At 49.2% G+C, this 13673-nt stretch carries 7 protein-coding genes; 6 read left to right on the top strand and 1 reads right to left on the bottom strand.

Annotated elements, in window-relative coordinates; translation table 11 throughout:
- The first annotated feature begins 100 nt into the window (after positions 1–100).
- From QUA45_RS13720 to tilS, 6 genes are all read left to right on the top strand, one after another.
- Positions 101–1192: a hypothetical protein gene (locus QUA45_RS13720; RefSeq protein ID WP_333221097.1), complete on the top strand. Its 1092-nt coding sequence runs from the start codon at positions 101–103 to the stop codon at positions 1190–1192.
- Positions 1193–1484: 292 nt separating this feature from the next.
- On the top strand, positions 1485–3239 hold the full coding sequence (locus tag QUA45_RS13715) for a DUF3352 domain-containing protein (protein WP_333221095.1): 1755 nt from the start codon (positions 1485–1487) through the stop codon (positions 3237–3239).
- Between the two features lie 842 nt (positions 3240–4081).
- A complete protein-coding gene (locus QUA45_RS13710; RefSeq protein ID WP_333221093.1) occupies positions 4082–8068 on the top strand; it encodes a CHAT domain-containing protein in 3987 nt (1328 codons plus the stop codon).
- Between the two features lie 144 nt (positions 8069–8212).
- A complete protein-coding gene (gene ccsB, locus QUA45_RS13705) occupies positions 8213–9283 on the top strand; it encodes a c-type cytochrome biogenesis protein CcsB (RefSeq protein ID WP_333097417.1) in 1071 nt (356 codons plus the stop codon).
- Positions 9284–9554: 271 nt separating this feature from the next.
- Entirely contained in the window at positions 9555–9980 is a 426-nt protein-coding gene (locus tag QUA45_RS13700; protein ID WP_333097416.1) for a KGK domain-containing protein, read from the top strand.
- A 127-nt stretch (positions 9981–10107) separates the two neighbouring features.
- Positions 10108–11253 carry a tRNA lysidine(34) synthetase TilS gene (gene tilS / locus QUA45_RS13695; protein ID WP_333097415.1) on the top strand — a complete coding sequence of 382 codons (1146 nt, stop codon included), beginning with the start codon at positions 10108–10110 and terminating at the stop codon, positions 11251–11253.
- On the opposite strand, the gene hmpF is transcribed toward tilS, so the two are convergent.
- Positions 11250–12995 (bottom strand): pilus motility taxis protein HmpF, encoded by a 1746-nt coding sequence (gene hmpF / locus QUA45_RS13690; protein ID WP_333221091.1) that lies wholly within the window; start codon positions 12993–12995, stop codon positions 11250–11252. The two genes, tilS and hmpF, sit on opposite strands and share 4 nt — an antisense overlap.
- Between the last annotated feature and the right edge of the window lie 678 nt (positions 12996–13673).

Genomic DNA, 13673 nt, shown 5'->3' with positions numbered 1-13673 from the left:
ATCCGCTATTACAGGCAATCTGCGTAGTTGCTCACCAGCCATTGACCAAAAAATCAAATCAGCTTGTATAATCAGAATAGTATGCACTGCAGAAACAATTATGGACGAGATCGAGTACGCCAAACTCTATCAAGAACTGGCGGCAATTCTGAATGAGTTTAATTTGGGTTGGGTAGTTGAACAAGTAGCGGATACTGTAGAGATAGGCAAAGTAATAGAAGAGCGATCGCTCAAAAGAAAAACACCTCTACTCAAGATAGAAGATTATACCGCAAAAGAACAACTTTTGCTGTTAATTAATGCTGTCGAACAAGCGACGGTCAACACTTCCGAAATGGAAGACGAAATTGCTTATTTCTTGAAAGTAGAATCAGAAACCTCTCCCCTCGGCACAAAAATTACCTTTGCCAATTCAGGTGCCGAAACTGCCAAAACAATCGAGTTTACTTCCAACGTCACAGCGCCCCGTCACAAACAGGCGATCGCCCTCAAGCACTTGCTCGAAAAACTGCCATCCGGGCCCAGCAACTACGCCATCAATTCCGAAATTAAAAGCAAATTAAAAAGCTCGATTGATCCCGAGTTTAACACAGCGGCAGAACAAGCCAGAATTTTTGATACTTACCTCTTCACCATCTTGCTAAAAGCAGTTGCTAATGAAGGCGGTACTATTTATTACAACAATGTTTTAGACGACGAAACACCGAAATATTTAACATTTAGAAAAACGGCGGGAAAAATCCACGGAAGTGCACATCCATACACTCATGCTGTTGTGGAATTTCCCGACAAACCAGCCCTGGAAGTTCACCTAGGAGTAAAAGTCCAAGGTAGAGCCGGAGTTTTGCACAACTGCAACGTTTTAATTTTGTACCAAAAAGAAGCCAATATCTGCCGCTTGCTCAACCGCGAACCCCGGCACTCGCAGGTAATTTTAGCAGTAAAATCGGAACACAGCACCTCGGAACTAAAACTAGAAATGGCTGGTGCTTTTATCGGCTTAGCGTCAGACATTCGCTACGAAGGCGGTAGCTATTTCATTTCTAATAGTTACTCCCAACCCATAGCGAAACTGCTAACTACTGCTCGCAAAAAATGGGAACTCAACATTTTTCCTAGAGCCACAAACGATGTCCACCGACTGATGTACTCGTTTCAAACTATCTTTAAAGACTTTAAGGCCAGAAACTGATTCAGTTAATACCATTTCACAAAAGTCTAGCCACATTTTTTGTGGGGGGTTTCGTTCCACAGACTTATATCAAATCCGGTAGCATCGTTCTGGTAAAGTCTCCTTCAATCTGCCACCAAATATAAGCACAATTTTCTGTTTTTAGGCTCACAGTCAACAGTCAACAGTCAACAGTGAACAGTCAACAGTCAACTTTCCTAGATTTGCCCGGTTAAGTGTATCTGCTAATGTATCTGTTACATGAGCCAAGAAAATAATCTATCATGTTGCGAGCACCAGAACCTTACGAATAATGTTTAAGAAAGATAAATCTTCCCTGCTGTTTACGATCGGAGCCGCCACACTTCTGATCGGTTTAGGCTTTGTCACCTACTACCTAGTCATCTCCCGTGGGCCCGCCAAAGATTTGCCGGCGGGGGCAACCGTTGTCCCGCAAGATACGATGATGGCCCTATCCATCAGCACCGATCAATCGCAGTGGAATAGACTGCGAGAGTTTGGCACGCCCGAGTCAAAAGCTTCGTTTGAAAGGTTTTTAAGCGAAATGCGCGATCGTCTTCTCACCAGCAACGGCTACGCCTACCAGCAAGACATTCAACCCTGGGTCGGTAACACAGCAATGGTAGCCTTTCTCCGCAACAAAATAGCTATACCAGCCCCCCCGCCCGCACCCAATGCGCCCCCGTCTCCGCCAATTCAACAGTCAGTGGCAATTATCCTGCCAATTGCCAACCCGATCAAAGCCAAAGAATTATTAACAAAACCCAGGCCTCTCAGCCAAGGAAAAATAGTTGAGCGTAACTATAAAGGCGTCCAAGTCACAGAAACTCAAGGCGTACCCGATCGCAATTTCTCAGTCGCGGTACTCGGCACCAGCTATCTAGCAGTCACCACAGATTCTAGCGCTACAGACAGAATAATCGACACCTACAAAGGCGAACCTTCCCTAGCCAAAACCCCTGGCTATGCAGACGCCATAGACAAAATAAAAAGTCCGGGCGCCTTCGGTCAAATCTACGTCAATATGCCCGTTGCCGCCGCCTATGCCGCGGCTAACTCAGCTCGCGAAATTTCGCCAGAGAGCCTCGAAAAACTGCAACAAAATCAGGGATTTGCCACCACAGCGACGCTGGATACAGAAGGAATTGGATTCAAATCAGTCTCTTGGCTAAAACCAGATTCTACCAGAAGGATAGCAGTAGAAAACAATGCTCTAAAAATGGTTAATCGCCTGCCAAGCAATACAATAATGATGGTATCCGGCGGCAACTTGCAGCGTTTGTGGCAAGACTACGTATTGGGAGCCGATGCGAACCCGATTTCCCCGATTAATCCCCAAGTTTTACGCACAGGTTTAAAATCCACTACCGGCCTGGATTTAGATAAAGACTTAATGAACTGGATGGCAGGAGAATTTTCTCTATCATTAATACCAGCCCCCGCCCAGAATCCCAGAGAAAAATTTGCTGCCGGATTTGTATTTATGGTGGAAACAAACAACCGGGGCGCCGCCGACAAATCCCTGAAACAGCTTGATGAAACGATGAAAATGAAAGGGTTTAGAGTGGAGGAAATTCAAGTCGGCGGCAAACCGGCGATTAAATGGACATCGCCGTTTGGAGGGATTACGGTAACTCGCGGTTGGATGAACGATGTAGCGTTTATGACAGTAGGAGCTCCAGTGGTTGATACAATCGTTCCGGCACCGAAAAGTCCGCTTTTAAGCAGCGAACTGTTCCAGAAAACTGTACGATCGCAACTTAAACCCCACAACGGGAATTTCTTCATCGACACCGAGAGTGCGTTTAACCCCAAAAACCTAGCTTTACCGGAGTTTCCTCCCAGCCAAAAAATGTGGATTGATGCCACGCGGTCGATCGGCGTTACAGCGGCCGTCATTGGCGATCGTACCACCCGTTATGACTTTTTTGTCGGTCTCAAAAAATCCACCCAATCCACTCCTTCTGCAACTCCTTCACAGCGGCCTGCTTCACCGCGCCCTGCTTCACCCAGTCCCTCGCCCACTGTCCAAACTTCACCCAATTAACTCTTAAATCCTTCCACAAATCCGCCTGCACACCCCCTTAAATACCAACAGGGCGACAGATTAAAACCGAAAGGCAGCCGCCAGAAAGAACAAGCAAGAAGCAAGGACAGGACTTACGGATAAATACTAAAGAAACCGGGTTTTTTTATCGTTTCTGCAGGCTGCAACTAATTATTTTCGTTAACAAACCCGGTTTCTATGCAGCCTTGCGTCTAGGACTACCAAAGAAACCGAGTTTTTTAAGCCTTGGACTGCAACTAAGTGTTTTCGTAAAAAAAAAGGGTTTCTGCGTCCAGGAATGAAGAAGCAATCGACCGTTTCTGAGGCACCCTACACTTTATATACGCTTTGCGTCCAGGACTTCTTATTTTTGTCATAATTTTAACGGTCGGCAATTGTAGAGCCGGCTTTTTTTGTTCTTTGTTATAAAAGGAAAAGAAAAAATTTTTACGTGGATTTTTCCCGGTCAGTTCTGGGCGCAGAAGCCGATTTTTTAAAGGGCCATACTTCCTTCAAACTCTCACTAATGTAAAAAAAACGGTTTCTAGGGGTCCGAGTGCGTCTAGGAAAGCCAGCTTTTTTTATATGTCATCCGGAAGATACAGCTTCTAGGCATTGCGAGTTATATTTAGATTGGGGAGAAGATACGCTCGGGGAATTGCAAATGCAGAGGCAAATTTTACAGGGAAATTTTCCTCAGTGAGTCGGGAAAGTCAGTCTGGAACGCACTTGCAGTCCGAAACCCGGTAGCTTCATAAATATACAGCCTTTAACTCCAATTTTTCAGAGAAACTAGGTTTCTTTACCTAATTTTTGTGTATATATTTTACCTTTAAAAACCTATGGAAACCGCCAAAAATATTCAAATAAAGGCAAAATTGCTGTCCAAAAAAAGAATAAGCAAACTGGCAGTTTCTCTGCCAATTATCTTAATAAACCTTTACTTTTTGCAAGCAAAAGCCGAAGCTCAAACAATTGTTCCAGCGGCGGAGGCAACGGGCACTACCGTCACTCCGGCAGCCCAAAACGGAACTCCTGGGCAGCAAACTCGCTTCGATATTGAAGGCGGACAATTATCGAGCGATCGACAAAATCTCTTCCACAGCTTTACAGAATTCGGCTTGTCGGAAAATCAGATTGCCAACTTTATATCAAACCCCAACATTCGCAACATTTTAGCGGGCATAGGCGGCGGCAACCCCTCGATTATTAACGGCTTAATTCAAGTAACCGGCGGCAATTCTAACTTGTTTCTAATGAATCCATCCGGCATCATATTTGGCAACAGTGCCAGCTTAAACGTGCCGGCTTCTTTCACCGCAACCACCGCCACCGCTATTGGATTTGGTTCTAACTCGTTTAACGCTGTCGGTAGTAGCACTTACACATCTCTGACAGGCGCGCCCAATTCCTTTTCTTTTGGGGCCGATCGGGCAGGGGCAATTATCAGCACGGCAGACTTAGCAGTCAAGTCAGGACAGAACTTAACCTTGCTCGGCGGTACCGTTGTCAGCACAGGCAGCCTTTCTGCCCCAGACGGTCAAATTACCGTAGCATCAGTCTCCGGGACAAATTTAGTGCGCGTCAGCCAGCGAGGCAATTTGCTGAGTTTGGAAATCGAGCCGCTCTCAGCGACCAGCAGCACAGAAACATCCAGCACAGCTTCGACATTCTCGATCGCATCCTTGCCCGAACTGCTCACAGGCATCGGTGAAACAAACGCCACAGGCATCAGCGTCAATGCCAGCGGTGAAGTGGTACTCACGGCGTCTAACCGAGCCGTAGCGGCGGGGGACGTTGCACTAAAAGATGGAAACGCTCGGGCGATCGACATTCAAGCAGCCAACAGCATTGGAGTCAGCGGAAACCTGACAACTTCCCAAGGTGGCCCAATCGCCCTAGAAGCTAGTGGAGACATTAGCACTGCGGATCTCGACTCCCACTCCGACACCACCGCAGGCGGCAACATCACCGTCACCAGCCGTACAGGAAAAGTAGAAACAGGCAATATCAACGCAGGGTCGATCGACAAAACCAGCAACGCCGGAGACGTTAGTATTGCAGCACCCTCAAGCAGCATTCAAACAGGGTTCATAGACGCCAACTCCGAAGAAAAACAAGGAGGCGCAGTCACTCTCAACGCCCGCAACGATATCGAAGTAACCCATATCAACACCGAAGGCCGAACAGGCGGAGGAGAGATTGACATTACAGCCGGCGGTAATTTCCGAGCTACAGGCACTTTCACAAACGATAACAACTGCTTGTCGCAAGCTTGCAGCATTTCCGCATCCACGACTGGTAGCGCCAATGGTGGAGATATCACCATTCGCCACGGTGGCGAAGCCTCGAACACTCCTTTCGCCGTCGGGCCAGACTATAACAGACTCAACGGTACTGCTGGCAGCATTGCCACCGGCGGTCCAAAGAAGGAAAATGTGATTACACAGGGAAGTTATTTCAGCCCGGACCCTCAGATAGTACAGCCGACCCAAATTAACATTACGGCTTCTTCAGTATCGCCAGCACCGACACCAACACCAGCACCAGCACCTGCGCCAGCACCTGCGCCAGCACCTGCGCCAGCACCAGCACCTGCGCCAGCACCTGCGCCAGCACCTGCGCCAGCACCAGCACCTGCGCCAGCACCAGCACCGACACCAGCGCCAGCGCCAGCGCCAGCGCCAGCGCCAGCACCGACACCAGCGCCAGCGCCAGCGCCAGCACCAGCGCCAGCACCAGCGCCAGCACCAGCGCCCGCGCCAGCGCCAGCACCAGCGCCAGCACCAGCGCCCGCGCCAGCACCAGCGCCGACTCCCCCACAAGCCTCCCTACCAACTCCAGCACCAGCGCCAGCACCTGAACCAGCGCCAGCGCCAGCGCCAGCACCTGAACCAGCGCCAGCACCTGAACCAGCGCCAGCACCTGAACCATCACCAGCGCCAGCGCCCGCGCCAGCACCTGAACCATCACCATCACCAGCACCAGCGCCCGCGCCAGCACCAGCACCAGCACCAGCACCAGCACCAGCACCTGAACCAGCACCAGCACCTGAACCAGCACCAGCGCCAGCACCAGCGCCAGCACCAGCACCAGCGCCCGCGCCCGCGCCAGCACCAGTCTCAAATTTGCCACCAGCACCGACCATTACTCAAAATCCAGCACCAGTCTCAAATTTGCCACCAGCACCAACTGTTACTCAAAATCCAGCACCAGTCTCAAATGTGCCACCCGCACCGACCATTACTCAAAATCCAGCGCCAGTCTCAAATGTGCCACCCGCACCGACCATTACTCAAAATCCAGCGCCAGTCTCAAATGTGCCACCAGCACCAACTGTTACTCAAAATCCAGTGGTTGCGCCTGTTGCTGCGCCGATAAATCTCGCACCGATACCGACACCGGAGCTCGCAGCAAACCAGCCACCCAGCACAAATCGTTTATTTTCGCCCAGCCTGCAAGAGCAAAACCAGATATCTAATTCCTTGCAACAGCGCATTTCACCTCCCGCGTCTGGGAATCTTGACGCTTCCAATTTGCCAACTAACGTCGAAGCCGTTATTTTTCCCGTGGAGGAGAGATTTACCAGGGAGTTTGCCGATTACCTAAATTTGCCATCAACAAATGCGATCGCCACCCTAGAAGATGCCCAAAATACCCTTCGCAGTGTCCAACAAGCCACAGGCATCAAACCAGCTCTCATTTATATCAGCTTTGTACCCAGGGGTTCTACAGTCGATCGGCCTTACAGCAGTTCCTCCATCTTGCGCGTAGAACAGCAAATTCAAGCCTCTGACGAACTGGAAATGATTGTGATCGCGCCGGAAGGTGTGCCCGTTCGCCAGCGCGTCCCTGGAACCTCTCGCGCCGAGGTAATGGAAGCTGTTCGGAAATTTCGCGATGAACTGACTAATCCGGTAAAGCGCAACACTAAAAGTTATTTGCCCTTGGCTAAGCAACTCTACCAGTGGATGGTAGCGCCGCTGGAAGCAGAACTGCAAGCCAAAGGCATTGAGAATTTATCTTTTATCTCAGATATGGGGTTGCGATCGATACCGATGGGTGCCCTGCACGACGGCAAAGGCTTTCTGGTAGAGCGTTACAGTGTTGGATCGATGCCGAGTCTGAGTTTGACCGATACCAGCCCCGCCAATTTCAAAAATACCCAAGTTCTGGCAATGGGGGCGTCGCAATTTCCAGATATGAGTCCTTTACCTGCTGTGGAAATAGAAGTATCGACAATCACGCCGCAGCAGTGGCCGGGTAAGTCTTTCTTGAATGAAGCTTTCACCCTGGCCAATTTGAAATCGCAGCGCCAGCAGCAGCCTTTTGGGATGATTCACTTGGCTACTCACGCCGAATTTCGATCTGGAGATCCGAGCGAATCCTTTATTCAGTTGTGGGATACTAAACTGCGTTTGGATCAGTTGCGGCAAATGAATTGGCACAGCCCGCAAGTTGAAATGTTAGTTTTGAGTGCTTGCAAGACTGCGGTGGGCGATCGAGAGGCCGAGTTGGGTTTTGGCGGGTTAGCCGTGCAAGCCGGGGTTAAATCGGCTATGGCGACTCTTTGGTATGTCAGCGACGAGGGCAGTTTGGGGTTGATGACGGAGTTTTACGGCCAGTTAAAAACTGCTCCGATTAAAGCAGAAGCACTGCGGCAAGCGCAATTAGCGATGTTGCGTCAAGAGGTGCGAATTGAAGGGGGGATGCTGCACACTTCTATTGGCAATCTGCCGTTACCCCCGGAATTGGCAAACACGACGAGTCAAAATTTCTCTCATCCTTATTATTGGTCTGCTTTTAGAATGATTGGCAATCCTTGGTGAGTCGATCGCCCACTCGCACCTCAACAACCGCTAACCACTCATAATTGCCACAAAAATTCAAAATCCCAAACCCAAAACTGCCCAACCCCAGTACGATCGATCTAGTTAGCAAAAATAAGTAAAAACACTACCGGAGTAATTTTTATGGATCTGGTCGTACTCCAGAACTGGCTGGACAACATCTCCTTTGCCGTTTTGTTCTCCACAATGCTCATTTACTGGGTTGGCGCAGCATTCCCCGGCATTCCCTACCTGGGGGCCCTAGGAACCGCAGGAATGGCCGTCGCCAACTTATCCATCGCCGCTTTACTCGGTTCTCGATGGATAGAAGCCGGCTACTTCCCCTTAAGCAATCTCTACGAATCCCTATTTTTCCTAGTTTGGGGAATCACCGCCATCCACCTAGTCGCGGAAAACATGAGTCGTTCCCGCTTAGTAGGAGTAGCCACATCCCCCGTAGCAATGGCAATATCCGCCTTTGCAGCCCTGACTCTGCCCGCCGCCATGCAATCGGCAGAGCCCCTAGTACCGGCCCTCAAATCCAACTGGCTGATGATGCACGTTAGCGTCATGATGCTCAGTTACTCAACTTTAATGGTAGGAGCGCTACTGGCGATCGCCTTTTTAATCGTCACCCGCGGCCAAAAAATCGAACTCACCGGTAGTTCCTTCGGCACCAACAGCAACCGCAACAGCAACTACCGCCTCCAACGCCCTCAAAACCCCGAACCTCAAAATGCAGAAACCAGCGCCGACAGCGCATTAGTTTTCAGCGAACCCTCTTTCAACTCCAACAATAACGGTTCGGCCACGACCGCAGTCCTTGAATTAGCCACCGTTCAAACCGCATCAACCGCCCCAACTCAAACCGCAGAACTTCTCTCGCCCCAGCGATTGAATCTAGCAGAAACTCTTGATAACATTAGCTATCGCATCATCGGTTTAGGATTCCCCTTACTGACAGTTGGCATTATTGCCGGTGCGGTTTGGGCTAACGAAGCTTGGGGATCGTACTGGAGTTGGGACCCGAAAGAAACTTGGGCGCTAATTACTTGGTTGGTATTTGCTGCCTACCTGCATGCCCGCATTACTCGCGGCTGGCAGGGAAGACGCCCAGCAATTTTAGCAGCCACAGGTTTTGTGGTAGTTTGGATTTGCTATCTAGGCGTTAATTTGTTAGGCAAAGGTTTGCATTCCTACGGTTGGTTTTTCTAATTCCCGATCCACCAAGAGGCCACAGAAGAACAGGATAAGTCAAAGAATCGGGATTAATATCATCTCCGGTTGTAGGGTGGGCAATTCCCACCTTACTCAACCAGCGAGATTCTAATAATTAACTCCATCTTCCTTCTTCCCTTTTTTATCCGATAATGTTCGCCGAAGACCCTTCTTCCTTCTTCTAACTTGGGTCTTCCTGACATCCGTTGCATCCGTTACAAAATCTGTTGCCGAACTTCCTTCATTCATTAAAATAAGGACAATTAATATGGACGAATCGCCAATATTTCCCCAAGAAGACGATGTTGTATCTGCCCCTACCAGTGCTTTGATGTATCAATGTACATTCAAAGTCAGCGAATTTATGGCAATTATGCAGGCGAAATTGGTAGACGAAAAATTATTTTCAGACGGTCTGGATTGCGAGCTATTAAGTGCTGGCAAAGACTGGACAAAAGGAAAACTTAGAATGCGTCTGGAGTTCATTCCGCTTGAATCTGAAATCAAAGAACAAAAAGCCCTTCCTGCCGCGGCCGACAGATCGGACACCGTACAAAACTACGCCGTAGATAGCTCAAATGAAACCGATATAGATGAGCCATTAAAGCAATGTGACTCAACAGAAATAAGTAATAATTTTCCTATTTCTAGGTATCCAGACCGCGACCCCCAAAGTATAGGAATGTGGAGCTAGAAAGGCAAAGGCTGAGAGATTGGGAGAGGGGGATGCTTCCCCTTCTTTGCTCAAAATCCATCGGTTAAATCCCGTACACTGCTCGTTTTCTAACTTCCTGCTTTTTGCTTAATGAAAAACTGGTCTCATGGCTGAATCTTCCAATTGGACGCACCTGCACGCTCAAGTTCACAGGACGCTGCTGTACCGACAAATATTGCCATCGAATCAGCGCTTGCTAGTAGCAGTATCCGGCGGACAAGATTCTCTGTGTTTAATTAAATTACTGCTAGATTTGCAGCAAAAATGGGGGTGGAACCTAGCAATTGTTCACTGCGATCATCGTTGGCGTTCTGACTCGCAAGCGTCGGCCAATCATGTAGAACAATTAGCTAAAAACTGGGGAATATCCTACTATTTGGAAACAGCCTCGGACATCCCCAAAACAGAAGCAGCGGCCAGACAGTGGCGATATCAAGCTTTAACCGAAATTGCGATCGCCCACAACTACCCCTACATTGTTACAGGCCACACAGCCAGCGATCGCGCCGAAACACTCCTCTACAACCTGATTCGCGGCAGTGGCGCCGATGGACTTTCTGCCCTCACCTGGACACGACCCCTGCTCGATTTTCGATTGCCGATTGCCGATTTTAGATTGGGGAATTCCGGCGAAAATCCCAACTCCCAAATATCTGCCGATTTTAAATTGGAAAATCAGGATGAAAATTCCCAATCGAAAATCCAAAATCGAAAATATAAAATCTATTTAGTTCGTCCCTTGCTCGAAATAACTCGCTCGCAAACAGGTCAATTTTGTCAAGAGCAAAAACTACCAATTTGGGAAGATTCCACAAATCAAGACTTGCAATACACGCGCAACCGCATTCGATCGGAATTATTGCCTTATTTGGAAACTCATTTCAATCCAAAAGCCCAACAAGCGCTAGCTCAAACAGCCGAACTCCTCCGCGCTGACGTAGAATATCTCGAACTTGCAGCCAGCGACTTGCTACAGCGAGCAATGTCTCCAATTGGAGACAGCGCGCAGGTGAATTTTCAACTTCCCGTCAAGTTAAACCGCCCGATTTTGCGAGAAGCACCCCTGGCATTGCAGCGACGGGCAATGCGGCGACTACTGCAACAAATATTGTCCTCGGCGCCCAGTTTTGAAAGCGTAGAAAAACTAACCAGCTTAATCGTAGCGCCCAACCGATCGCAAACCGATCCATTTCCTGGAGGAGCGATCGGTCGAGTCGAACACCCTTCGATAATTTTAGATATTAAATTTTAAGCTGTTATCAAACCCGAAAGGACTTGTCGCAACTCAGAAACTACCCGATCTTGCTCCTCTCCTGTCTCCTGCACGCGATCGAGTTCCCCCGCCGCCGCTTCGAGCTTTTGGCGTAGCGCAGTCAAGTTGTCCTGCACCGGCTGCAACATTTCTTGATAAACATTCACCCTGCCCCAGAGTTGCGCCACTGCACCTTTCTGGTTGAACAAATTCTGCTCTAACTGCTTGAGTTCGTAGCGTTTCGCCTCACTTTCCCCATTTTGGCGGTTGACATTTGCCTCAATTTGGGATAATGCTTCCCGCACCTGCTGAATTTCGTTTTCCAGTCTTTGCAATTCTTGGCTTTGCTGCTGCCGCTGAGTATTGAGCTGTGCGACAATCGGTCCCAAATCAATATCTCCTCGCTCTTGTTTGGGAGCATTACCAGTACCCAACCGCCGCCACAGCACCGCCTGATGCTGCTTTAAAACATCTTCCCGTTCCTGCAACCGGAGGCGCTGTCCCACCAGAGTTTCGTTTAACATCTGATAACTTTCGAGTTCATCTGCCATTTCATTTTCCAAAGCCATGCGATCGTACTCGCTAGCAGCTTGAATTTTCCCTTGCAGCTCCTCGATTGTCTCCCGCTGCAGACTCAACTCCTCCTCTTGATCGTTAACAAACCGGAACACCTTTTCCAAATCGTGTTGCAGGTGTTGCACCAGCCCCTGTAACTCATCAACAGGCATCTTCTCCAAAGCTGACACATCTACTTTTTGCTCCGTACCGCCAGCACCCGAAGCAGATGCGAGCCTGGAAACTTGCTGGTAAAGATCCTCAACAGCCCGCACCTGCAAAGACATTGACTGAGCCTGGTCCTGCTTCGCGCTGAGGGTACTTTGCTGCCCTTTAAGCTCCGCCCGAGCCCCGGCCAAAGCATCTTGAGATTGGTACCACTCTTGCCAGCGGTTTTGGAGGCTCTGATTTTGTCGATCGACCTCTTCTTGTTGCTGTTGAGCTATGCTTTGTTTTTGCTCCAACTGCTGCCAGTGCTGATCCAGAATTGCCTGTTGAGCGCCCACGGCACTAAAAGACTGATTCAGTTGTTCCCGCACACCTTGGGCAGAAGCAATTGCCCCTCCCAGCTTCTGCATCAACTCCTGAATCCTCTGAGTCTGCTGCTCATCAACTACTGCCCCCTGCGGAACCTCAGATTGCTGCTGGGCCACCCGTTGCTGCTCGCCCCGCAACTGTTCCCAAGCGGTCTCAATTTCCACACGACTGCGATCGACTTCTTCTCGCAGTCGGTTAGCTTCATCTCGAGTATTTTCAATTTCTGAGCGCTGAGCCTCCAGTCGCTCCAACTCCTCTTCCATTTGAGCCAACTGCTCTTCGCGGGCTTGCATTTCCATTTCCCGGCGATTGAGTTCCTGACTCGAAAACGTCAGAGAAGCCTTCCACTGTTCAATTTCCTCTTCCTTATCTTTAAACTTGTCCTGCAATCGCGAGAAATTTTGCAGAATGCTCACCAACTGGCGGGCCGCCTCCTGAATCCGCTGCACTTGCTTGCTAGCGCTCAACTCAACCAGCACCAGCGTGCCGTCGTTAAACTTATTAGCTTCCTCAACTGGGATCGCGTCATCGCCTGGTACGGCGCTCCAGTTATGTTCGCCCCGCTGACAAGCTAGCAGTTTCAGTTCAGCCTTACCGCCACCGAGACCAAAGCCGCTTCTCTGTTTTTGTACTTCCGCTAGATACAGCACACTAATAGTCCTCTGCTTCGTAAAACCTATCCCAACTTACTTTAAGTTACTTAAAGGCCTAAAAGATAAGTGGTGTTTACTTCCTACGCTGTTGGGTAGACGGCTAATCCCAAGATAAGTAGGCTATCCCCCTTAAGCCAAAGGTTCTTGACTAAACATAGCACTGCGTGCGATCTTTAGTCAACTTACCTAAAGTAAACAAGTATAGGCAAGTAAGGATAACTTTTTGCCAATTAAGTCTTACTTTTTGGTATCGTTTGCCCAATCGGGGGATAGCATTTTTTTCTAACTTTAGCAGCACTCACGCATAGCACGTTCTCACGGGAGAACTTCTAGAAAGTACCGCCGCCGCCAGTTGTCTGGAGGAATGAGAGAGCAGTACCAATGCCGCTTGATTAAAGAGTAGCTCTCACTGCGGAGACTGCCATAGCCCAAACCTGAAAAAGGTCAGTCCTTGAACCTCCCCACGTCTAAAGCCGGAGGATTCTTGCCCACCTTCTAGACGACAATGGGACGTTCAAATATCGCTCTACTCACTCAAAGAACTTTACTTCTCCCGGAGCGCAGACTTGCTGAGTCCTTCATATTTTTAAGGTTGAACGTGACCTATGCTGCAATTATTTGCCCTTTAACTAATCCGAATTAATCGGATTAGTGCGTTGCCGGGGTTGCTCGCCG

The organism is Microcoleus sp. Pol12A5 (assembly GCF_036701435.1).
Lineage (GTDB): Bacteria > Cyanobacteriota > Cyanobacteriia > Cyanobacteriales > Microcoleaceae > Microcoleus.
The sequence above is the reverse complement of the archived record's forward strand: the minus strand, read 5'-3'. Positions and strand labels throughout refer to the sequence as shown.

Excerpts from the sequence above, each read along its gene's own strand:
- QUA45_RS13720 (WP_333221097.1), top strand. The coding sequence starts at position 101 with ATGGACGAGATCGAGTACGCCAAACTCTATCAAGAACTGGCGGCAATT.
- QUA45_RS13715 (WP_333221095.1), top strand. The coding sequence starts at position 1,485 with ATGTTTAAGAAAGATAAATCTTCCCTGCTGTTTACGATCGGAGCCGCC.
- QUA45_RS13710 (WP_333221093.1), top strand. The coding sequence starts at position 4,082 with ATGGAAACCGCCAAAAATATTCAAATAAAGGCAAAATTGCTGTCCAAA.
- ccsB (WP_333097417.1), top strand. The coding sequence starts at position 8,213 with ATGGATCTGGTCGTACTCCAGAACTGGCTGGACAACATCTCCTTTGCC.
- QUA45_RS13700 (WP_333097416.1), top strand. The coding sequence starts at position 9,555 with ATGGACGAATCGCCAATATTTCCCCAAGAAGACGATGTTGTATCTGCC.
- tilS (WP_333097415.1), top strand. The coding sequence starts at position 10,108 with ATGGCTGAATCTTCCAATTGGACGCACCTGCACGCTCAAGTTCACAGG.